This window comes from Desulfoscipio geothermicus DSM 3669, assembly GCF_900115975.1.
GTDB classification, from domain to species: Bacteria; Bacillota; Desulfotomaculia; order Desulfotomaculales; family Desulfallaceae; genus Desulfoscipio; species Desulfoscipio geothermicus.
On sequence record NZ_FOYM01000019.1, the window covers coordinates 21,150 to 43,657 of the forward strand.

A 22,508-nucleotide genomic window follows, 5' to 3' on the forward strand; every position below is an offset into this window, starting at 1 on the left:
GCCTACCCGGCCTGTTCCACCGCGTCCGGCTGCTCCTCGTCCACCAGCAACCGCCGCCTACCGTTCCAGTAATACCGGATCAAAGTTACATAATCAACGTCCTGGGGCCGGTAAACTTCATAAATGGACAACTTGGGCACCGTATCGTAGCACCCCCAAAGAACCTGGCTGGTCATCATGTAATCAAACTCCAGGTGCGTCAGCAGTTCAAACATATCCCGCATATTTTCTTCATCCACCCCGGCAAACGCCTCATCCAGGCAAATTATCCGGGGGGCGTCCGGGCGGGAGTCATTATACCGGGAGTTGGCCGCCGCAAAAAGCGGTATATACATGGACAGCGCCTTTTCGCCGCCGCTGAGCACGTTGAACCGGGCATCGGTCAATTCCCGGCGGGATTGCCCGCCCTTTTCGTAATACAACGTAAACCGGAACCACTGGCGGTAATCCAGCAGGCGGAAAATCCACTGGCGCAGGGTGTCCCGCTGGTCGACCTCCAACTTGGCCCGGGCGATGCGGGAACGAAAGTGCTCGATCATCTGCTCAATATGCTCGTCCCGCAACTGGCGGGGGTCGGTTTTGAGCAGCTGCACCAATTGCGCGGTATCCAGCTCTTTTTCACTGGCCGCCGCCCTCGGCTCCCATTTCAGGTGCAGGCGCAGACCGCTGGAGGTTTCCCGCTGCTGCATCAAACCGTTCATTTGCCGCACCCATTTTTCGGCCCGGTAAATCTTGTCGCGAATGGCCTTTCCCACGCTGTGCAGGATAATCTGCTCATACAATTCCCGGTCCTTCCGGCTCAAAAGATGTTTTTGTTCCTCTTCCAGTTCTCTTAGTTCCTGCACCAGCAAGTGCGGCGGCACCGGGTTGTGCCTGTCCCTGGTAAACAGCACCAGCAAGCGGCCGGTTTCATCTTCCTTGACCGTTTCCGGGGCATAATCGTGCAACGCCTGGCGGGTATTGTAAAAAGCGTCATATAACTGATCGGAAAGTTCGGTATATGCTTTGCCGGCGTAACGGTCCCGGTAGCGTTGCAGAACCTGCCCGGCAGCGCGGAAAAGGGCCGGGCTGTCCGCAGGGTCAAACTCAACTGCAGCCCAATCCAACACCAATCTCCTATTCCACTCAACCAGCCACCGGGCGGTTTGCTGTTCCAGTGCCTCCTGGGCCTGTTCCAGCTGCCGGGCGGCTTCGACAGCGTCTTTTTGCGCCACGGCCAAGTCAATTTTTATCCCGGTAATTTGTTCGTTTAGTTGTATAATTTGCTTTTCCAATTCTTTTTGTTGCTGTTCAAGTTCGTGCAGCCGCCGGTCAATATCGGCAATGCCCAGTTCCTCCAGCAACCGCCGGTAAACCTCTATTTTATGCTGCACCGCCCGCAGCCGCTCCTGCAGCCCGGTCAGCTCCGACTCTTCGTGCTCCGCGTTTTCCCCTGCTTCCTCCAGATCCCTGTCCACCCTCGCCAGGGCGGACAGGGCATTTCTGTATTCCGTCCATAATGACTTCAGTTCCCCCAGGTAGTCCCGGTAGGTGTTCATTTGCTCCCCGGCTTTTTCCAACGCCCTTTCGGTGCGGGGAATATTCCAGCCCTTCATATGCTCGTGCAAACGGGCGGAGGCCTCCTGCAGCTGTTTAATGACCTCCCGTAAAATATTGTTTTTCCTCTGTTCTTCCTCCAAAGCGGTATCCAGGCGCAACCGCGCCTTTTCCAGGCTGCGGCGAGCCTCCTGCAGAACTTCGTCGCCGGGAAATGCTTTAATATCTTCCTCCAGCCCGGCAGCGGCGGCATCCAGCAGGTCCAGCTGTTCCCGGCAAGCCGCCATGGCCTTTTCCTCTTCCTCGATCAACTCTTCCAGCCTGGCCATCTCCGCCAGCCGGGTGCGCTGCCGGGTTTCCTTGCCGATAAACTCAGCCCGTTCTTTAATGGCGGCCTTGCCCCACAGCGCGCCCAGGCGATAGTAGCCCTGCCTGGTGATTACCGCTTCACCCGGCCCGCCGGCTTCACTGCCCAGGCAAATCGTGCGCAGTATGTCGTCAATCATCTCCGCCGTGAGACCGCTGTCCTCCGGCGGGGTGGGCACCAGGTAATCCGCCAGGGTGGCCCGCAGCAGTTGGGGGGCGGGTTTCAACCAGGTTTCCTCTTCGTCCGGCCCCAGCACACCGATGCCCTCGGGCGCCACCCAGGCATCCAAAAGCCCCGCCTGCTGCAGCACCGATTCCAGGGCCGCCCGCTGTTCTTCTGACAGCTCGGGACGGAACTCGCACAGTGCGTATAGGGGCGCACCCGCTCCGGAACGCTTGTTTCTGGAATATTCCCGGGCGGCGCTGCGGGGCGGTTCGGGTTCTTTGAGATCCTTCCACTGCTGCCACTCCCGGGTCAGCCGGTCTTTCTCCCCGGCATGCTGCTCAAACTTGTTACGCCACTGCAGCCTTTCTCCGGTCAGCGCCTCCCTGGCGGCGTGGTAAGCCTGCATGGCCGGTTTTTTAACATTTTCATAAGGTTCTTCGGGAAACAGGGTCAGAGCCTGCATTATCCGGTGTAGATCTTCATCCGCCAGGGACAGCCGGTTCAACTGCCGGCGCCAGTTGAAGATTTTTTCTTCCTGTTCCCGGCGGGCCTGTTCAAACTTATCCTCTTCCCGGCGAATACTATCCTCTTCCGCTTCCCTTTTTTCCCTGGCCAGGCTGGCCTCTTTCTCGGCCTGCGCCCGGCGGGATTTCAAGTTGCTTTCCTCCCGGGCCAGCTTAACAGCCCGGCTGATTTTGGCCTGGTGTTCCCGCACATCCCGCTCCCAGGCCGGCCACAGGGAGCTGTCGCCGGGTACATCCCCGCCCCAGCGCCGGTGATAGGTGTCATGGTAGCCAAAGTCCACATCCCTGGCCACCTCCTCCATGCCCTGCAACAGATCATGCTGCCCGGCGGCCAGGGTTTCCAGTTGTTCCGTCAAAGTGTCCTTTTCCTCACTGGCCCGGGCCAGCTTGTCCCGCCACATCTGCAGGCGCCTTCGGCAATTGTCCCTGTTCCGGCCCAAGTCCTCCTGTTCCGCCCGCAGGCGGGTGAGTTCCGTCCTTTTTTCCACCGCCTCGCTGGTAATCAGGGTCTGGTATTCGGTTTTGGCCCGTTCCAGGGCCGCACCGGCCTCTTCCCGGACAGCGGTTCTCTCCCCCAACTCCCGGTCCAGGGCGGCGGCTTTGTCCCGGCGCTCGCCGGCCTCGCGCATCCGGTCGTCCCGCGCTTTTTTCTGCTGCAGCAATTCCCGGGATTCATTGTAAAGCAGATACTCGTTGTACCTGTTGTACGCCTGGCGCAGTCTTTCCGCTTCCATCAAATGCACCGCCAGCTCATTGAGCCGGTCATTGATTTCATCCATGTCTTCCAGCACTTCGGACAGCGGTCGCAGTTCATCTTCCTGCAGGGCGGGCAGCGCCCCGGTTAATATTTCATAAATTGTCGATGGTTTGAAATCCTTGGACAGCTTGGGGCTGCGCAGTTGGATCAACAGGTCCAGCAATTCCTCAAAGGATTCCAATTTTTCATAACCAAACAGCACTTTATTGACCAGCCGCTTGTATTCGCCCTGCTCGGTAACCACCTGCCCCCCGCTGCCGATCACTTCCTCCAACTGGGCGCGGGTCAGGGGAATTTTCGTTTCCCGACCCTGGCTGTAATCCGTTTCGTAAAGCAAAATATCCCGGCCCACCCGGCGGTTATCGGTGATGACAAAACCCCAGAACCCCGTGCCGGAGCTGTTTCTCCGCGCCCTTAGACCGATACCCACCGTCAAGTAACGATCCTGGGCCGGGTGATAAAATTCCAGGTACAAATACCCTGTGCGATCGGTATGACCGCTGTCGGCCTCCAGCAGCAGGTAGTAATCAATGCGCCGGTCCTTGGAGCCGAAAGGATCCAGCCGCCAGGGGCGCTTGTCTCCGTCCAGCACCAGGGGCAAGAAACTCTGCATCGTCACCGATTTGCCCGAACCGTTGGCCCCGCGTAAAATCAACCTGCCGCCGGCCATGTAAAACTCGGCCTCGTCATAATACCAGAAATTGATTATTCCCGCCCGGTTCATCTGCCAGCGATTTACCATTATTCATCCCCACCAAACACATCATAGTCTCCGTTCCAGCGTCCCAGGGCGGCATAAATCCAGACCCGCCCGTCGCCTTCGCGACCGGCCAGTCCCCACTCTTCCAAGTGGGCCAGCACTTCTTCCGCCAGCTCGCTGCTCCGGGCCTGCCGGTGCTGCCGGCTCCACAACGATTTATGCTTTTCCTTCAGCTGCAACAAAATGCCCTCCAACTCGGCCATGGCCAGCCCGATGCGCCCGCCTTCCTCAATATACATGTCGCCTGCCCCGCGGGCCAGCCGTCGCCGCAACTCGCCAGCCAGCAGCAGGCAGATATCCGATACCCCGCGCCCGGTGGGAAAAAGGTACATCTCCCCGGAAGGTTCGGGGTAAAAAAATAACAGCCCTTCCCGGTAACGCTGTCCTTCGAGGCCCGCAAAACCTGACAGGTTTTCCAGGATGGTATGCCTCTGGGTGCGCACGTAATAACGCTCATCTTCGCTCCATTGCCAGTCGTATACCACCGGCTCTTGCAGCAAGCGCCGGTAAACGCGATGCCGGCGCTTTTTCAACTGACCCTCGGAAGTATCGGAATACGTTCCGTCTTCAAAGGAAGCAATGGAATCGTATGTGGTCAGGTCCCGGGGGAAGCGGCGCAGCACATAGCGGCCCAAATTGGAGGACTCGTAAAGTACATTGTGTTCATGTCCAGACCTGGCCCACTCGGACTCATCCCCGTCCACCGCCACCAGCACTCCCAGCGCCTTAAGCTGCTTCAACGCCCGGGCCATGGACAGCCGGTGGGTGTAAATGGTCCAGTCCAGGAAAACATCCTGGCCAGCCAGGTATTCCCGGATTTCCTCCACCATATCGGTCAGCAAAAACTGATCCATTTCGTTTTTGCCTTCCAGATACCAGAGGCAATAGCAAAACAGGGCGTAATCCCGCGGTTCGGCAAAATTATCAAACCCCATCCAGGCTCTGGCTTTTCCCGGCGCTTTTTCCAGCTTGGCAAACTGCCTGTTGAGCAATAAAGCAAACCCGCAGTATTCTCTGAACCAATCCCGCAATTCTTCGTAATGCACCCGGATATGATTGAAAAGCTCGGGGTCCTCCTGCTTAGTTATCCAGTTTCTATTTAATAATGCCTGCACGCATCTTTTAAGAATGTCCCTGACGTTCTCATCCGCTTTGCTCATGATGATCCCCTATCACAGCACTGAATTTCAACAGGTAATCCGGCATATCCAGTTCCCCGTCCTCACACTCCAGCACGGCCCTGGCCCGCCCCGCGGGCATTTCCAAACTGATACCGATCCCTTCGGGAGTTAATATCCTTCTGGATTTATTGGCCATGCACCGGCCGATCCAGTACAGCAGGTAGTAGCGTTCCCGGGCGGAAACCGGCCCCAAGCCGGATATGCGGATTGCCTTCCTGTCCAGGTAATTGCGCAGTAGCGCCATTTCCTCCTGCTGTGCCGCCAAAAAATCCCGGCGGGCTTTTTGCTGGCTGTCACGCCTGTCCTTAATGGAGCCCGTGCCCGTATCGCGAAGCCGTTTTCTGCTGCGGGAACGCAGTTCCCTGATATTGGGGCCGGCCTGCCACATGGATACGTCGGCATTGTCTGTGCCCTTTTCATCCACTCCCTGGAAATGACGGCAGCGGTACAGGCCGAATACATGGGCCGCCAGCCGGTGGGCCTCGTTTATATCATCCAAGGTGAAAAACCATTTGCCCAGGTAATCCAACTCCCGCCGGCGGCTGACACCCAGGCGGTGCTTTTCCTGAATGCGTAAGGCGTTGCGCACTATCCGGGCGATGGTGTCCTTGGTGGTCTGCTCCAAGAAATATACATCACTGGGCTCACCAGCGCTGCCCGCGAACCAGCGCACCATGCTCTGCCACTCCAATTGCAGCCGGGCCAGTTGTTCTTCCGGGGTTACCGGCTCGTCCAGTTGGGGCCGGGCGGCCAGATCCCGCTGCACATTGGCCAGAAAGGTATTAACCAAACCCGGCTCCACGGTGGCCAGCATCGCTTCTGTTTTATAGGCGTAGCGCTGCAAACCCTGGATAAAGTCCTGCAGGTAGCGGGTTACGGAGTCCTTGTAGGCCAGAAAGGCTTCGGTCAGCATCAGTTCTTCCACCCTGGCGCTCTGCAGGCTGGCAATATAGTCCGACGCGTTATCGGTCAGCTTGACAAAATCACCGTACAGGTTGTCCCACAGGGCCACAGCCTCGCCCGGCGCAAATTGCCCGCCGGCCTTTTCCAGCCGGTCCAGATGCCCGGCGATATTTTCAAACAAAGACGGTTCCAGCGAACCGCCGTAGCCCCTGATTTTCTCCAACCCCGCCACCAAACGCTCAATCTCTACAGCGTAGGGGGTCATCTGGTAACGAAATTTTTTGCGCAGGTATTCCTCAACCGTGGCCGAGCGCCCCCCGTCATGGCGGGGCACCAGGTTGCCCCATTCCACCAACTGGTTCAAATCCTTCTGGCACTGGTCCAGGGTATAATCTTCTTCCAGCAGGCCGAAAGCCATTACCCCGTCAAAAACTTCCCGGGGCTTCAGCCAGTAGCGCAGCCGCTGGTGCTGTTCATAAAAATAGCGCATTATACAACGATAACGGCCTACATTCTGCGCGTTCAAATAGCTTGTTTCGGCAATTGGTTTAAGCAGAGATTTGGTCATATTAACCGTTCCTTCGGCAATGAACTTGTTTTTTTTCATTATAACACACTGTAAAAAAGAAAAAAGGGGACAGGCTACTTTTCATGGTAATTATTAACATGAAAAGTAGCCTGTCCCCTTTTTTGTTCTTTAATGCTTGCTTATCAATTGCCTGGTTCTTTCCACTATTTTTTCCGGATCGACAACAACCCTGGCCACCCCGGTTTCCATGGCGGCCCTGGCCACGGCGCCCGCCACGGCCGGTGCCACCCGCGGGTCGAAAGGCTCGGGAATCACGCAGTTCGCCCGCAGCTCGTCCTTCGCTATCAACCCGGCGATGGCGTAAGCGGCCGCTACCTTCATCTCCTCATTAATGTCGGTAGCCCGGACATCCAGGGCGCCCCTGAATATACCCGGGAAAGCCAGCACGTTGTTCACCTGGTTGGGGTAGTCCGAGCGGCCGGTGCCCACCACGACCGCCCCCGCCTCCAGGGCATCTTCGGGCCATATTTCGGGGTCGGGGTTGGCCATGGCGAATATAATTGGTTTCTCGGCCATGGTTTTAACCATTTTTTGAGTGACCAGGCTTCCCCTGGAGAGGCCGATAAAAACATCGGCACCCGCCAGCGCTTCCCCGAGCGAACCCTTAATTTTACAGGGGTTGGTATTTTGAGCGATTTCTTGCTTGTACTTGTTCATTCCCTCGGTGCGCCCGTGCCAAAGGGTTCCCCGGCTGTCACACATGATTATATTCCTCACGCCAAGGCGCATAATCAGCTTGGTGACGGCCATGGCCGAAGCTCCGGCGCCGTTGACGGCCACTTTTATTTTATCAATCTCTTTGCCAACCAGCTTGAGAGCGTTAATCAAGCCTGCAGCCGTAACAATGGCCGTGCCATGCTGGTCATCATGGAATATGGGGATGCCGGTTTCCCTTTTCAACCTCTCTTCAATTTCAAAACAGGCCGGCGCAGCAATATCTTCCAGGTTCACCCCGCCAAAGGTGGGTTCCAATAATTTAACCGTCTCCACTATTTTGTCCACGTCCTTGGTCCGCAAACAAATCGGAAACGCGTCAACCCCCGCAAAGGCCTTGAACAGCACAGCTTTACCCTCTATCACCGGCATGGCGGCCTCGGGCCCGATATCCCCCAGCCCCAGGACGGCAGTGCCGTCGGAAACCACCGCTATCAAGTTACCCTTTACCGTGTAATCATAAGCAGCACCGATATTTTCATGAATTCTTTTACAGGGCTCCGCCACGCCGGGGGAATAAGCCAGACTTAAATCATACCCGTTATTGACCGCTACCTTGCTGATCACCTCCAACTTCCCGTGTTTTTGCTTGTGCATCAGCAAAGCATTTTCCTGCAGCGACAGTCTATTGATCAGTTTAAGATTGGTTGCTTTATCGTTATTGACCGGTAAATCTCTTCCCTGCACTGACATACTGAAGCATCCTCCCAATTTTTCTTAAAGAGGTTGTTCGAAAAGTCCGCGCGAGATCCACGTCGAATTTCTGCGTTGGCTCGGCTTTTACGGTGCTCACGTATTGTTTTAAGTGCCGCGACATAAAAGTCCTGTTTCATAACATGCGGATAATTTCTAAGCCTACATTGGACTTTTATGTCAAAGCTGCACGCTTTCAATGATACTAGTGCCGAAGGCACTAGTCGCTCCGCTCCTCAAAGCCTTTGCCGCCTTGATAGGTGCCAGGTGTTGAAAGTTGAAAAATCTTCGATTTTCAACTTTCAACACCTGGCACCAAAGCCGACTACCCCGACTTGGCAAACTTTGCTCAAGTGCTGCACTAGTACCTACGTGCTCCTTTTCGAACACAGACTTAAAGTTAAGTGATTACTTGCTGAACAATTCCGGCACAAACAGGGATATTTGCGGTACAAAGGTTAAAACCAACAACGCCGCTATCATGCACAGGATAAAGGGTACGATAGCCCGGAACAGATTGGCCAGAGGCACTTTGGAAATGTTGCTGGCCACGAAAAGCGTAATGCCCAGGGGCGGAGTTACCATGCCGATGGCCAGGTTGACTACCATCAACACGCCGAAATGCACCAGGTTGACGTCGAAAGTTTGCGCCACGGGCACCAGGATGGGCACCAGCAAAATCAAAGCCGGCGTTGTTTCAAGGAATGTGCCGATAATCAGCAGGAATACCGTCACCAAAAGCAAGAAAATAAATTGATTTGGCGCAATGGAACTCATCAAGGCGGCGATTTTTTGCGGGATAAGCTCTGAAGCCATGATCCAGGAGAAAGTTGAGGCAAAGGCCAGAAGCATCAGCACCACCGCGTTGGAAATGACCGCATCTTTCATTGCTTCCATAATGTTGGCCAGGTTAAGTTCCCTGTAAACAAAGATACCGACGATAAAACCGTAAACCACGGCAATCACCGCGGCCTCGGTGGGAGTGAACTGCCCCGAAAAAATACCGCCCAAAATAATGGCCGGCATTAAAAGGGCCGGTAAAGCGGCAAAAAAACGCCTGACCATTTCTTTAAAGGGCACCCGTTCTTCCAGGGTGGACGGGCCGTTTTTAACCATGAAATAGCTTACCACCATCAGCAATACGGCGATTAAAACACCCGGCACAATGCCGGCCAGAAACAATTCCGCAATGGAAACTCCACTCATAAAACCAAACAACACAAAGGGTATGCTGGGCGGAATAACAACCCCCAGAGAACCGGACGACGCCTGCAACGCCGAAGCGAATTCCTTGCCGTAACCCTTTTTGATCAGGGCGGGGATCATCATCCCGCCGATAGCCGCCGTCGTGGCGGCACCGGACCCGGAAACGGCGGCAAACAACATGGAGGCCATGGCTGTCACGTAAGCCAGCCCGCCCGTTTTATGCCCTACCACCGCGCTGGCAAAGTCAACCAGGCGGCGGGAAATGCCCCCCGTATTCATCAACGCGCCGGCCATCATGAAGAAAGGAATGGCCATAAGCGGAAATGAATCCGTGCCGGTGAACAGTCTTTGCACGGAAACAATCAAGGGAATTTGCCCTTGATACAACAGTGCCGCTATGGAGGACAGCCCCAGCGAAAAGGCAACAGGCACACCGATCAGCACCAGGACAAAAAACGAAGCAAAAAGGATCAAACTCACGCGCCGTTACCCCCTTCCCCGGCCGCCAGTTCTTTGACCCCGGATATAATTTTGTATATTGTATGCACGATCATTAGTACCGCAGAGACAGGAATGGCCAGATAAGCCCAGCTCATGGGCATGCGCATGGCCGGCGACCTCTGCATGCCGGTGTGCTCCACCAAAGAAATGCCTTCCTTGATCATGACCAATAAAAGCAGGAAAATAAATATATAAGTAACCAGGGCAAAAATATTTTGCAGCTTTTTAGGTAATGCTTGCACCAGGGCGTCGATGCCCAAGTGCGCGCCCCGCTGCAGAGCAACGCTGGCGCCGATAAAGGTCATCCAGACAAATATATACCGGCCCAGTTCCTCGGACCAGGACAAGGAATCCCCCAGTACGGAACGGCTGAACACCTGGATAAAAATGATGGCAGTCATGGCAAAAGCCAGCACTACCGCAAATATTTCTTCTAACTTTAAGATTATTTCATTAATTCTGGTCATTATTTCACCTCAGTTTTTAAGCCGGCAGGGTAGGGTTTATAAACCCTACCCCGTAATGCTAATCAGCATGGCAATTATTTTGCCGCATCCTGTACTTTTTGAATCAACTCTTTGCCGCCCACCTCACCGGCGTACTTGTCATATAAAGGTTGCACCGCCTGCCGGAAGGGTGCGAGGTCCGGTTCGTTGAAGGTTACACCGGCATCCTTGAGTTTTTGAATAAATTCCTTTTCCCTTTCCCGGATGATCCGGCGCTCGTAATCCCGAGCCTCAACGGCCGCTGCTTGCACAGCTTTTTGCTGCTCCGGGGACAGTTTCTGAAACACGGGCTCGGCAATCAACAGCGGTACGGCAGAATAAAACTGCTTGGTGAGCGAACCGTATTTGGTTACATCGCCAAAGCCGCCGGTATAGGCAGTTTCAGCGGCGCCTTCCGCCCCGTCAATAGTACCCTGCTGCAGGGCGGTGAACACTTCACCCCAGGCCATCGGTGTGGCGTTGCCGCCCATAATATTGAAGGTATCCACCATCAAGGGGTTTTCCATAACCCTGATTTTAATGCCGTTCATATCCTCGGGCTTCTCAATGGGACGGGTGTTGTTATAAACGCTTCTGAATCCCTGCTCCCACCAGGCCAGGTTTCTGATCCCGGCATCCAGAAGCTTTTTGTCGATCAATTGGCCGACTTCGCCATCGAGCACCTTTTCGGCGTGTTCCGTACTTTCAAAAATGTAAGGCAAGTCAAACAGCATCACTTCAGGCACAAAACCGCTGATGGGTCCGGTAGAAATCAAGCCCATTTCCACAGTACCGAGCTGCATGCCTTCCACCAGGTCCCTTTCGTTACCCAGCTGGGAACTGGGAAAAATCTGCACTTCCACTGTTCCGCCAGTCTTTTCCGCCACGAGTTCAGCGAATTTCTCCAGACCCAATTGGTAGCTATGCTCAGGTGACAACACATGGCCCACCCTTAAAGTTACTTTGCCCGAGGCCCCACTTTGGTCTTTATCACCTTGACCGCCGCAACCGGCCAGCAAAGAAACGCTCAACAGCAATATTAGTCCCATTAAAAAATATTTTCTCATTTTTTAGATACCCCCTAAAGTATTTTTTGGGTTAAAACTTATCTACAAAGCCTTGGTAAAGATATTACGTGCATCCTCCAAAGTAACTTTCCGCGGGTTGTTGCCCAGCAGCCTGGTTACGTTCATAGTTGCCGTGGCCAAGCCTTCAATGTCGCTTTCAGTAACCCCGACTTCGGATAATTTTTGCGGAATACCAACATCCTGCGACAACTCCCGGACCGCCTTCAAAGCCAGGAAGGCCGCTTCTCTCTTGGATTTGCCCGCCACATTTTCGCCCATCGCTTCAGCTATTCCGGCGAATTTAGCGACGTGGCCAACAATGTTGAATTCCATAACATAGGGCAGTAGAAGCGCATTGGCCACCCCGTGCGGCACGCCGAACTGCCCGCCCAGCGGATAGGCCAGCGCATGCACTGCGCCGACCCCGGCGTTGGCCAGGGAAATGCCGGCGAAAACGCTGCCCAGGGCCATATTCTCCCGGGCTTCACTGTCGGCGCCATAGGCCACCGCCCGCCGCAAGCTTTTGGCAATCAGCCGGATGGCTTCCAGGGCATACAGGTCCGTTTGCGGCGTGGCCTTGGGAGCGGTATACGATTCTATGGCGTGGGTCAGGGCATCCATACCGGTGGCGGCGGTAATTTTGGGCGGCGCCGACATAGTCAGGTCGGAATCGACAATGGCCGCCTTGGGCAGGAAATATTCAGTCACCACGCCTTTTTTCAGCTGTTCTTGCTTGTCCGTAAATATGGCGTTTTGGGTCACTTCCGAACCGGTGCCCGAAGTAGTGGGGATCAAAATGAAGGGTACGCCGGGTTTGGGCACCAGCCCGATGCCCACGTAATCAAGGATGCTGCCCCCGTTAACGGCCACAACGGATACCGCCTTGGAGACATCCATCGGGCTACCGCCGCCCAGACCAACGATGAAATCACAACCGGCTTCCTGGAAGGTCTTTACGGCCAGTTCCACGTTTTCCACGCTGGGCTCTGCTTCCACATCCAAAAACTCGATTACTTCCGCGCCGGCTTCGGTGATTAAATTTTTTATCTTATCAACCAGGCCGGCGCCGGCCACACCCTTATCAGATATTAGAAATACCCGTTTAGCCCGTTCCTTTTGGATTTCCCCGGCTAAATATTGCACTGCTCCCCGGCCATAATAATTGACTCCCGGAAGTCTAAACGGAAAAACCATAACCAATCCTCCATCTAAATATTTATTTTTTTGCAAGACGATAACCACAGGTTTCGCGAATAATTAACTCCGGCTCAAGAAACTTGTGCACCGGTTTTTGCCGGCCGCCATCCCTGGAGAGCATTTGTACCAACTCGTCCACCGCCAGGCGTCCCATGGTTTCCATGTGCTGCGCCACGGTGGTCAGTTGAATAAGCTTGTGCCCGCTGATTTTTATATCGTCATATCCGACAAGGGCAATATCTTCAGGAACTCGCAGCCCCGCATCCAAAACAGCTTCCATGGCAGCCAGCGCCATCAAATCATTACTGACAAAAATAGCGGTAGGTGGATTAGGTATGCTGATTAGTTCTCTGGTTGCGCTGTAGGCATAATCATTGTTAAAATATCCTTGTTTAATTAATTGATTATCCACATGTAAACCATGCTCGCGCACAGTCTCGATGTAACCCTCTAATCTCTCTAAAGCAGTTGAATAATTATTGGGGCCGGATATATAACCTATGTGCTTGTGACCTAGGTTTATCAAGTGCTTGACAGCAATCTTGGCCCCCTTTTTATTATCCGAGCAAATAAAACTGGATGTTTTCAATTTAAGTCTTCTGTTGCAAAAAACACACGGAAAACCTGCTTTTACCAGCTTTTCAACTTTGCTGTCTTTCAGTTCAACTGATGTAAATATTATTCCGTCCACTCTTCTTTGCTGCAAAAAATCCAGGTAAGTAGCCTGCACATCTTCGGTATCCGTGTTGTAAATTATTACATTATACCCCAGTTCTTTTGCCCGATTGATGATACTTTTAGCCAGCTCACTGTAGAACGGGTTGGTCAAATCGGAAACCATCAGGCCCAGGGCATGGGTTTTTTGCAGGGCCATACTCCTGGCGATGATATTCGGCTGGTAACCAAGTTCCTTAATGGCTTTGAGGACCTTTTGCCTGGTTTCCTCATTGACGTAATGATGGTTATTCAGCACCCGGGATACAGTGGCTTGTGATACTCCCGCTTTCCGGGCTACATCTTTGGTGGTAACAGGCACTGGCATCTACTCGCTTCCTAATTGTTGATTTGTTAATTAATATACTCTAATGCCCAGTCCAAATCCAGTTCGTACAGCTTGGCGGCGGTCGGCTTGCCGTCCTCATCCCAGCCGGCCATCTGATAATATAACTTAATCAACTCACCAAACAATTGCTCATCAATTTTATTTTTGCCGCTTAACGGGCCTGTGGGCACAGCCTCCAAAAGCCTTTTCGGCAGGGTGTCATCCCGGCTGGTAAAGCCTTCACGGTTATTAAACAGCCTGAGCATTACCGAAGTGCGTTCAGCCGCCTTGAGCAGTCCCCAGGTACTGGCATTCCAGCCGGTTACCGCCCTGGCCATTTCCACTAACTTATCCACTGGCACAATGCTTCTGGCAACGTAGCCGAACACGCAAACCCCCAGGCAGTCATACATGACCGTCATCAGGTGGGTGTAGTAGATGAGTCTGACCTTGTCCGCCGAAAGCGCGGTAGCCGACACCGGCTTAAAAATACCCAGGGGTTCAAGAGCTTGCAGCCCCGGAGAACCTGCTTCCTGGAAAAACGGGTCATGCTGGGCCGTCCAGTGGTCCGCGCCATGGCTTGACAGAGCGTACTGCAACCCTACGCCGGTCTTAACCCGGGGGTCGTGAGCCGGCACTTCCTGGTTCTTGACCTGCAGCAGAAACTGCTCTGAGCCCTGGCCGATTTCCCCGGCCAACCTGGCGGAACCCAGGGCCAGCTTGGCCCCAAAACCTTCTTTGTAAGCGGTTAATTTAATCAGGGGCAGCAATATCGTCTCATTGCCGAATTTCAGTTCCAACCCACCGGTGTCTTCCGTGGTGATCAGGCCCTTTTCAAAACACTCCATGGCAAAGGAGATAGTCATACCCATGGAGATGGTATCCAGGGTATACTTGTTGCATAATTCGTTGGCCTTGGCGATGAGTTCTATATTCCCGATACCCAGGTTGGAACCCAGGCACACCAGCGTTTCGTATTCCGGGCCACCCAGCGCCGGGTCAACATTTAAATCTTCTTTTTCTACTTTGACCACCCTTTTGCAGCGGATCGGACAGGAATAGCACCCGCCCCTTTGTATTAAAATTTCTTCCAGTTTATCGGAGCCAATCTCCGCAGCCCGGTCAAAGGTATTTTCCTGCCAGTTCCGTGTAGGGAGCGCCCCTCCGGCATTGACTATCGTCACACCGCCCGGCGTACCCGCTTTGTGCAAGCCGTAGGCGGGCGGGTGATCCTTCATGTTGGCCGCCGCCCAGCGGGTGGTGTTTTTTACAGTCTCCTCGTCAAAACACGGGACCTTGTTACTGCCCTTAACGGCTATCGCCTTTAAATTTTTGGCGCCCATCACCGCCCCCAGGCCGTTTCTGCCGTTAAAATGGGCCAGCTCGTTAACAATGTTGGCAAACAATACCATATTTTCTCCGCCGGGCCCGATTTGCACCACCCGGTAGCGGGCCCCCAGTTCTTCCCTGATCAACCGCTGGCACTCGTCGGTTTCCTTACCCCACAGGTGGCGGGCATCCCTTAATTCATAAGTTCCATCTTCAATCTTCAGGTATACCGGGTGGTCAGCTTTTCCTTTAACAACCACAGCGTCAAATCCCGCGGCCTTGAGTTCCGGGCCCCACCAACCGCCGGCTTCGGACCTGCCAATGCCGCCGGTAAGCGGAGACTTGGCGCATACTGTATACCTGGGCACGGCCGGCGCCGGGGTGCCGGTAACTACACCGGCGGCGAAAATCAATACGTTTTCCGGTGCCAGCGGGTCAATCCCCGGTTTTATCTCCCTCAGCGCGTAATAAGCGCCTATCCCGGGGCCGCCTAGATATTGCCGGTAAAATATTTCATCGTGTTCATCTATACTGAAATTTCCGGTAGTTAAATTTATTATGAGAATTTTACCGGTGTAACCGTAGGCCATTTATTCTGCCTCCTTTCTTTATTAATTTAATCAACCTCCGCCAAATATCGGATAAAATGTCACCACATCACCGTCGCCCAGAACGGTATGTACGTCCGACAAAACATTATTGACGACAATAACTCCTACGACACCTTTGGGAAACCCGTAATAATCCATTAACCACTCAACCCTGACGTTGTCCGCGATTTCAACTGATTCCGTTCGGCTGTTGGATTTCGCATATTTCTCCAACCCCGTGAAAAACTGTACCGTTATCCTTGCTACCATCACCCCCTTAAATGGTGAAACATTTTATGAAAGCGTATTCAGATATTCATTACTATTTCGACAATGTTTTTGATTATCCTGCAATTCAATTTATTGTTTTTTAAAAAAATTTACACTTATTTATGTATGCGATTTCATAGCTTGAGAAGAGAAAAGGGGACAGGCTACTTTTTCTGGTTATAATTGCCAGATAAAGTAGCCTGTCCCCTTTTGGTTCCTTTTTTTGTTATTACAGGCGGTCCGGGAAGAAGAGGGGTTGGCCGAATTTATCCTTGCCAAAATCCTTGATTATTTGCTGGGTCTCTTTGTCAATCATGAAATCCACAAACGCCTTGCCGCCTTCCCCGTTGATCCTGTCAAATTTCTCCGGGTTGACCTGCATGACGTGGTAGATATTTTTGAGGATCTCATCGCCCTCGGATACTATTTGCAAATCAACATTTTGGGAATGGGCCAGGTAGGTGCCGCGGTCGCTCAAGATATAACCCTGCTTTTCACCGGCCACGGTGATGGAAGCGCCCATACCCTGCCCGGTTTCCTGGTACCATTCCTGTCCCCGGGGGTCAACGGCGGCCTTTTTCCAGATAGAGAGTTCTTTTTTATGCGTCCCCGAATCATCTCCGCGGGAAATAAACAGAGCGCCGCTGTCAGCCACTTTCTTGAAGGCTTCGGCCACATCCGCAGTCCCTTTTACCTGCGCCGGGTCGTTCGGCGGTCCCAGCAAAACAAAATCATTATGCATTACCAGTTCGTAATTTATAGCCACCCCGCTGTCCACCAGCGGTTTTTCGGCCGCCGGGGCATGCACCAGCAATACGTCGGCGTTACCTTGCTCGCCCATTTTCAATGCGGCGCCGGTTCCCACAGCAACCGTCTTGACTTTATAACCGGTCTGGTTCTCAAACTCCGGCACCAGTACGTCCAACAGCCCGCTGTCTTGCGTACTGGTGGTGGTAGCCAGGATTATTTCTTTATTTTGGGGTTCACCGGCCTGTTTGGGTTGATCCGCCCCCTCTTTTTTATCGGCGCATCCGGCCAGGGCTGCGGCAAGCACCACAGACAGCACCAGTATAACTAAAGCCAGTATTCTTTTTCTCATTTTTTGACCCTCCATGTGTTTAACTGATTTAATATAGCTTACCAAGATGAAAATAATATTATAGTCACGTTTTCGTTTCTTTGAACCCTTACGCTGAATTTTTCCTGACACAACCACCTCCCCCAAAATAATAAGCCGGGCTGCTTGCGAAAAGCGCATAACCCGGCATAGAATCAGCCTGACAAAATACCCCCTTTCCGCACCGGGAGGCGCAGCGGTTTCCCCCCGCACCCTGACGGCCCGGTTGCCATGGCACTGGAGCTTTAGGCAACCGGGCTCGGAGACTTTTTTAATTTACTTAGTTGCAAAATAAAAAAAAACCACCTTGCCGAAAGGAGCAACGCGGGGTCGTTTAATAATACTGACACGCCTTCTCCTTTCCGCAACGGGAGGCATACCGGTTTCCCAATATACCCTGACGGTTCAAGGCCATAACATTAAAGTCTGCAGGCTTACTGAACTCGGAGAAATATGTAATTTTGATTAAAATAACATTCTACTTAAAATAAATGATATCCTCCCTCCAGCCAAAAAAAATCAACGAAAGGCAATCTATTAATAAAATAACCGCAGTGCCCCGGAATAACCCCGGGCTTTATTTTCTGGTAAATATTAGTTGTCATTTTTGCCGACAGCAAGAGGAAATTTGACGACGCCTGGCGAATCGTTTGTGATACAGAGCAAATTTTACGCAATTTGAATATTTGTTTACCTAATTAAGGGAGGAAATCAAAATATCAATGCCCGGAAATATTAAAGGTTTGGCTGTTGCAATCGTCGTTCTGGCCTTGGCCGTCACCGGTATTTTCGCCTGGCGGTCAATGCCCGACGTACCCTTTACGGCCGGGCCGTCCGGCAGCGGGCCGCAGAACGGCGGTGCGCCGGATGCCGCCGAAGCCCGGGAGGACCCGGAAAAGCTGCGCCTGGCCGCCAGGGAAGCCGGCGCCAATGAGCTGGGCTTGGTGCCCATCCTGATTTACCATTATATCGGGGAAAAGGAAGGCCGCTGGACCCGCACGCCGGAAAATTTCCGGCGGGATCTGCAGGAGCTGTACGACCGCGGTTACGTGCTGGTGCCGCTGAATGATTATTTGGACGGCGACATGGACGTGCCGGCCGGTGAATCACCGGCAATCATCACCTTTGACGACAGCACCGCCGGGCACTTCCGCCTGCTGGAAAAGGACGGGGAAACGGTGGTGGACCCGGACTGCGCGGTGGGCATACTCCGGGATTTCGGTGAAAAACATCCCGGTTTCGGCCATACCGCCACCTTTTTCGTAAACGCTTATCCATTCGGCCAGCCTCAATACTGGCAGAAAAAATTGCAACTGCTGAATGAGTGGGGTTTTGAAATCGGCAACCACACTTACAGTCACCAAAACCTGCAAGGGCTGCCGCCGGAGCAGGTGGCCAAAGAGATAGTGCGCCTGCAGGAACATGTACAGCAGGCGGTCCCCGGGTACAAGCCCAGGGCCTTCGCCATAGTGCAGGACGGCCTGCCCGAACCGTACGAGACGGCTTTCAGCGGTGAATCGGGCGGGATAAAATACAAGCATGACGGGGTGCTCATGTGGGCCTGGAGCGCGGCCCGGTCGCCTTACCACAAAGAATACGACCCGGGGCGCATTCAACGCATCCAGGTTTTCCAGGATCAAGGAAGAAGTTCGCTGGTTAACTGGCTGGAAAGGATCAGTGCCCAAAGGTATGTCAGCGACGGCAACCGGGAAACCATAGCCATTCCGGACGGCTGGCAGGAGGTACTGAAAGAAAAGCACGGCAAAAAGCTGGTGGTATATAAACCGAACGAACCAATGCGCACCCCCGGCCGGGAAAAGCAGGCCACGACGGCCAGGGGTGTGCACGTCACCTTCTCATACGCCTCATCCCGGGACAGGTGGAACAAGATACTGGAATTGACGGAAAATGCCCGGCTGAACACGGTGCAGTTGGACGTCAAGGATGAATCCGGCCGCATCGGCTACCTTTCGGAAGTTAAAATGGCCAAAGAGATCGGGGCGGGCCGGGACATGATGCCCATACGGGATATGCTGGCCGAACTGCGGGATCGCGAAATATACTCCGTGGCGCGGGTTGTAATTTTTCGGGATCCTTTTTTAGCGCAAAAAAAACCGCAGTACATGGTGCGGGACAAAAACGGCAACCCGCTGGCGGGCGGGGTGTGGGTGGACCCGTATAATAAAGAGGTTTGGGATTACAATGTCGAACTGGCCCGGGAAGCGTACGAACTGGGATTTGACGAGGTGCAGTTTGATTATATCCGTTTTCCTGAAGGGATTGCCGCCCACACGGCCATATACGGGGCCAAGGACGATCGGCACCGGGTGGATGTAATTGCCGGTTTCCTGCGTTACGCCCGCGAAAAGCTCGGCTGGAACAGGGTGCTGTCGGCCACTGTTTTTGGCTTTACCGGCTATGCCGCGGATGACCTGGGCATCGGGCAGCGCCCGGAGCGCATGGCGCCTTTCGTGGATTATATATCACCCATGGTTTACCCGTCCCATTACAGCCGGGGCAATTACGGCTTCGCCAACCCCAACGCGCACCCGTACGGGGTGGTAGACGGTTCCCTGAAGGACTTCCGGGAACTGGTCGCATCCACCGGGTGCCGGATCCGCCCCTGGCTGCAGTCCTTCACCATGGGGCCGCCGGCGTACGGCAGAAAGGAAATCCGGGCGCAAATCGAGGCCACCGAGGATAACGGCATTGACACCTGGCTGCTGTGGAACCCCGGCGTATATTATAAAATAGATAATATCATCACCTAATAACAACTCGACAACTCAGGTGCCCGGCCCCTGAAAAACCAAAAAGGGGACAGGCACTTTTTTCAAAAATACGAAAAAAGAGCCAGTCCCCTTTTTGGTATACCAACTCGGATGCCCGGATTTACGAAAAAAATTGCCCTCCCTGCACCGGCAAGGAGGGTAATTTTCTAAAAGCCGGTAATATCTCAAGCATTTGGAGAGATGGAGCACAAATGCCCTGAAATACGGTTTGTTTGCCGCCGTCCCGGCCCACGCTTCAACCAATGCCGGGGCGTTAATTTGGTTGATGATAAACCTGCCCCGGGTTTATTGATTTACCGTTACAGTGCGTGAACTCGGGTCCCAGTCGACCACGGCGCCCAAAAACTCGCTCACATAGCGCAGGGGAACCATGGTACGGTTATTTTTAATTACCGGGCTGGTATCCATGTATTTTTGTTCCCCGTTGACAAAAGCCCGGCTGATGTCAATGGTAAATACCACTTTATACCCCTGCTTGGCATAGGTCACCGTCCTGGCCGCCGGGTCCCAGTGCACCTGCGCCCCAAGAGCCTCACCGATGGCTCGCAGCGGCACCATGGTCCGGTTGTGCTCGTCAATGTACGGAGCGGCATCAAAGTTTAACGCGCGGCCGTCCACCAGCACGGTGATTTGCCCCCGCTGCCACTGCCCCGGAAGGCCGGTATCCTGTTCAGTTTCATTATCACCAGGCTCCCGCTGTTCCGGCTTATAGCCGTAAATCAAGTATTTTTTCCTTTCTTCCTTAAACCTTTCCAGATCGGCGGCATAGCGCGCCTCAATTTGCTGCGGCGTCAATCCCTGCTCCAGGTACTGGCCGATCTTGTCCGTGCCCATGATTTTGTCGAACATAACCACCTTGTCTCCGCTTTTGGGCACTTGGAAATTAGTCAACGAATGAGCGTACGTCAACGCATAAATGCCGGTTTTGGCCGGGTTGAAAGTGCGCGGGTCTTCTATTTGCAGCCTGACGCCGCCTGTTTCGCCCCTTTGTTCGGGAATAAAGGCCACCCCGGGCAGCCCTGCCCCGTTAAGCATAGCGGCAAACCTGTTTGCGTCGATACCTTTGCCGCCGATCCACTTGAATTTATCTGCCTGGAAAATGCCGGTGCCCTCACCCAGGCCGGTGGCCATATAGCCTCGCACCGATGCCAGGTCCGGTATATTGGGCGAGGTCTGCACCCATTTCAAACCGGTATCCTCAAAGATCATGTCCCGCGTATAGCCTTCCATGGGCACCACTTTCAGATCGGCCCCGATTTTACGGTTGAAAAAACGCGCCAGTTCACCGGTGGTCATGCCGTGGGCCATGGGCAGATTATCTATGCCCACAAAGGATTGAAAGCGGTCTTCCAGCACCGGGCCTTCCACTATTTCGCCCCCCACGGGGTTGGGCCGGTCCAGCACCACTATGGTCTTGTTATACTTTTGAGCGGCGATCATGCAGTAATTCAAGGTGGACTTGTATGTATAAGACCTGGCTCCAATGTCCTGCACATCAAAAACCAGTACATCCACATTGCGCAGCATTTCCTCCGTGGGCATCCTGGTGGCCCCGTACAGGCTGTAAACGGGAATGCCCAAATCGGGATGGGTGTAAGACTCCACGTAAGCCCCGGCCCGGGCGGTGCCGTCAATGCCGTGTTCGGGTCCGTATAGCGCCACCAGGTTGACTGTTTTATCATTGGCCAGCACCTCTATGGTACTTTGCCCCTTGCTGTTAACGCCGCTCTGGTTGGTTATCAATCCAACCCTTTTTCCTTCAATCAAATAGTGGTACTTAGTCATCAACACTTCATTACCCAGCTTGAAATCCGGCTCCCGGGCACCGGCAAGGCCGGTGCACATGAAAAACGCAGCCAGGGCCGCCAATATCGCCAGCAATTTTTTCATTATTCCCTCTCCTTCGCTTTGCATATTCGTCACACGGGGCAGCACAGTGCTCTATGCCATGGGCCGGCAGTTTATTATGCTACCTGCATTTAAGACGTTGCCGGAGCTGTAAAAGTTCCGGTCCGCACCGGTAAACCGACCACTCAAAGTAAAAAGGGGGGACAGACACAGATTCAAACATGCCGGGCGCAAAAAGGGGACAGGCACCGATTCACAAAACGAATCGGAGCCAGTCCCCTTTTTGCGCTTTCCTTGACGATAGAAAAGCCACCCGCCTAAACGGGTGACCGGGTAATTTTAAATATGTTATTCTTCACCGGCCGCTATCAACGCGCTCTCGCAAAAAGGACAAAACCTGGGATCATCTTCCTTTTTTACCCAAAACGACAGGCCGCAGTCCTTGCACTTATATTGAATAATCCCCGTTTCACACATTCCCGAAAACCTCCCCTGAAATATCCTACAACAAATTAACTATTATATTTATTTCGACAGTTATTATTAAATCCCTTGAACCATGGCATTTCATTTCTTAATTCTTTGTCAGTGAGCAGGGGATTGGAGTCCGGCGCCTATAAAAAATTCTCTGCACTAATCCCACTCGGTATTATCAATCCAGCGGGCGCACTTTTCACACAGCACCCTGCCCGCATAATCCAGCCGCACGGGCTTGTCCTGCAGCCAATCTTTTCTGGCCACATTTTCCTCGTTTAATTGCACTTCACAGATGGGACAATGTTCATTTGGCAGCGTCATTTGAATATTTTCCTCCTTTTCAATAAACAATGAATATTCAAACTATAATCCATAGTTATAATTACTCTAGAACCTGA

At 53.3% G+C, this 22,508-nt stretch carries 16 protein-coding genes and 2 riboswitches; of the genes, 1 reads left to right on the forward strand and 15 read right to left on the reverse strand.

Annotation, left to right across the window (positions count from 1 at the left end):
- Positions 1-2 precede the first annotated feature (2 nt).
- From BM299_RS11910 to BM299_RS11965, 12 genes are all read right to left on the reverse strand, one after another.
- Positions 3-4,091: a TIGR02680 family protein gene (locus tag BM299_RS11910; protein ID WP_245779755.1), complete on the reverse strand. Its 4,089-nt coding sequence runs from the start codon at positions 4,089-4,091 to the stop codon at positions 3-5.
- Positions 4,091-5,269: a TIGR02678 family protein gene (locus BM299_RS11915; protein WP_092484448.1), complete on the reverse strand. Its 1,179-nt coding sequence runs from the start codon at positions 5,267-5,269 to the stop codon at positions 4,091-4,093. Before BM299_RS11915 ends, BM299_RS11910 begins: the two co-directional genes overlap by 1 nt.
- Entirely contained in the window at positions 5,253-6,761 is a 1,509-nt protein-coding gene (locus BM299_RS11920) for a TIGR02677 family protein (protein WP_092484575.1), read from the reverse strand. The genes BM299_RS11915 and BM299_RS11920 overlap by 17 nt, the downstream gene beginning before the upstream one ends.
- Before the next feature lie 129 nt (positions 6,762-6,890).
- Positions 6,891-8,120, reverse strand: coding sequence for an NADP-dependent malic enzyme (gene ystJ, locus BM299_RS11925; RefSeq protein WP_092484578.1), 1,230 nt, complete (start codon positions 8,118-8,120; stop codon positions 6,891-6,893).
- 477 nt (positions 8,121-8,597) lie between these two features.
- Entirely contained in the window at positions 8,598-9,875 is a 1,278-nt protein-coding gene (locus tag BM299_RS11930; RefSeq protein WP_092484450.1) for a TRAP transporter large permease, read from the reverse strand.
- On the reverse strand, positions 9,872-10,363 hold the full coding sequence (locus BM299_RS11935) for a TRAP transporter small permease (RefSeq protein ID WP_092484452.1): 492 nt from the start codon (positions 10,361-10,363) through the stop codon (positions 9,872-9,874). Before BM299_RS11935 ends, BM299_RS11930 begins: the two co-directional genes overlap by 4 nt.
- 74 nt (positions 10,364-10,437) lie before the next feature.
- Complete coding sequence (locus BM299_RS11940) at positions 10,438-11,448, reverse strand: TRAP transporter substrate-binding protein (protein WP_092484453.1); 1,011 nt, start codon at positions 11,446-11,448, stop codon at positions 10,438-10,440.
- A 42-nt stretch (positions 11,449-11,490) separates the two neighbouring features.
- Positions 11,491-12,642 (reverse strand): iron-containing alcohol dehydrogenase, encoded by a 1,152-nt coding sequence (locus BM299_RS11945; RefSeq protein WP_092484456.1) that lies wholly within the window; start codon positions 12,640-12,642, stop codon positions 11,491-11,493.
- A 22-nt stretch (positions 12,643-12,664) separates the two neighbouring features.
- Positions 12,665-13,687 (reverse strand): LacI family DNA-binding transcriptional regulator, encoded by a 1,023-nt coding sequence (locus BM299_RS11950; protein ID WP_092484459.1) that lies wholly within the window; start codon positions 13,685-13,687, stop codon positions 12,665-12,667.
- A gap of 26 nt (positions 13,688-13,713) precedes the next feature.
- A complete protein-coding gene (locus tag BM299_RS11955; RefSeq protein WP_092484462.1) occupies positions 13,714-15,606 on the reverse strand; it encodes an aldehyde ferredoxin oxidoreductase family protein in 1,893 nt (630 codons plus the stop codon).
- A gap of 30 nt (positions 15,607-15,636) precedes the next feature.
- Positions 15,637-15,876, reverse strand: a complete 240-nt coding sequence (locus BM299_RS11960; RefSeq protein WP_092484464.1) for a MoaD/ThiS family protein — start codon at positions 15,874-15,876, stop codon at positions 15,637-15,639.
- Between the two features lie 229 nt (positions 15,877-16,105).
- Positions 16,106-16,975, reverse strand: coding sequence for an ABC transporter substrate-binding protein (locus tag BM299_RS11965; RefSeq protein WP_092484581.1), 870 nt, complete (start codon positions 16,973-16,975; stop codon positions 16,106-16,108).
- A 174-nt stretch (positions 16,976-17,149) separates the two neighbouring features.
- Positions 17,150-17,270, reverse strand: a riboswitch (molybdenum cofactor riboswitch).
- 61 nt (positions 17,271-17,331) lie between these two features.
- Positions 17,332-17,454, reverse strand: a riboswitch (molybdenum cofactor riboswitch).
- A 261-nt stretch (positions 17,455-17,715) separates the two neighbouring features.
- Here BM299_RS11965 and BM299_RS11970 point away from each other — a divergent pair.
- On the forward strand, positions 17,716-19,764 hold the full coding sequence (locus BM299_RS11970) for a putative glycoside hydrolase (protein WP_092484467.1): 2,049 nt from the start codon (positions 17,716-17,718) through the stop codon (positions 19,762-19,764).
- 306 nt (positions 19,765-20,070) lie between these two features.
- On the opposite strand, the gene BM299_RS11975 is transcribed toward BM299_RS11970, so the two are convergent.
- The 3 genes from BM299_RS11975 to BM299_RS19375 form a co-directional block, all read right to left on the reverse strand.
- Positions 20,071-21,675, reverse strand: a complete 1,605-nt coding sequence (locus BM299_RS11975; protein ID WP_092484469.1) for an exo-beta-N-acetylmuramidase NamZ domain-containing protein — start codon at positions 21,673-21,675, stop codon at positions 20,071-20,073.
- Positions 21,676-21,981: 306 nt separating this feature from the next.
- On the reverse strand, positions 21,982-22,110 hold the full coding sequence (locus tag BM299_RS20235; protein WP_281246374.1) for a hypothetical protein: 129 nt from the start codon (positions 22,108-22,110) through the stop codon (positions 21,982-21,984).
- 156 nt (positions 22,111-22,266) lie between these two features.
- Entirely contained in the window at positions 22,267-22,431 is a 165-nt protein-coding gene (locus BM299_RS19375) for a hypothetical protein (RefSeq protein WP_165608293.1), read from the reverse strand.
- Positions 22,432-22,508 lie beyond the last annotated feature (77 nt).

What these genes read in the sequence shown, in the direction of transcription:
- BM299_RS11950 (WP_092484459.1), bottom strand. Translation starts at nt 13,687, where the DNA reads ATGCCAGTGCCTGTTACCACCAAAGATGTAGCCCGGAAAGCGGGAGTA.
- BM299_RS11955 (WP_092484462.1), bottom strand. Translation starts at nt 15,606, where the DNA reads ATGGCCTACGGTTACACCGGTAAAATTCTCATAATAAATTTAACTACC.
- BM299_RS11975 (WP_092484469.1), bottom strand. Translation starts at nt 21,675, where the DNA reads ATGAAAAAATTGCTGGCGATATTGGCGGCCCTGGCTGCGTTTTTCATG.
- BM299_RS11920 (WP_092484575.1), bottom strand. Translation starts at nt 6,761, where the DNA reads ATGACCAAATCTCTGCTTAAACCAATTGCCGAAACAAGCTATTTGAAC.
- BM299_RS11940 (WP_092484453.1), bottom strand. Translation starts at nt 11,448, where the DNA reads ATGAGAAAATATTTTTTAATGGGACTAATATTGCTGTTGAGCGTTTCT.
- BM299_RS20235 (WP_281246374.1), bottom strand. Translation starts at nt 22,110, where the DNA reads ATGTGTGAAACGGGGATTATTCAATATAAGTGCAAGGACTGCGGCCTG.
- BM299_RS11945 (WP_092484456.1), bottom strand. Translation starts at nt 12,642, where the DNA reads ATGGTTTTTCCGTTTAGACTTCCGGGAGTCAATTATTATGGCCGGGGA.
- BM299_RS11935 (WP_092484452.1), bottom strand. Translation starts at nt 10,363, where the DNA reads ATGACCAGAATTAATGAAATAATCTTAAAGTTAGAAGAAATATTTGCG.
- BM299_RS11965 (WP_092484581.1), bottom strand. Translation starts at nt 16,975, where the DNA reads ATGAGAAAAAGAATACTGGCTTTAGTTATACTGGTGCTGTCTGTGGTG.
- BM299_RS11915 (WP_092484448.1), bottom strand. Translation starts at nt 5,269, where the DNA reads ATGAGCAAAGCGGATGAGAACGTCAGGGACATTCTTAAAAGATGCGTG.
- BM299_RS11960 (WP_092484464.1), bottom strand. Translation starts at nt 15,876, where the DNA reads ATGGTAGCAAGGATAACGGTACAGTTTTTCACGGGGTTGGAGAAATAT.
- BM299_RS19375 (WP_165608293.1), bottom strand. Translation starts at nt 22,431, where the DNA reads ATGACGCTGCCAAATGAACATTGTCCCATCTGTGAAGTGCAATTAAAC.
- BM299_RS11970 (WP_092484467.1), top strand. Translation starts at nt 17,716, where the DNA reads ATGCCCGGAAATATTAAAGGTTTGGCTGTTGCAATCGTCGTTCTGGCC.
- BM299_RS11910 (WP_245779755.1), bottom strand. Translation starts at nt 4,091, where the DNA reads ATGGTAAATCGCTGGCAGATGAACCGGGCGGGAATAATCAATTTCTGG.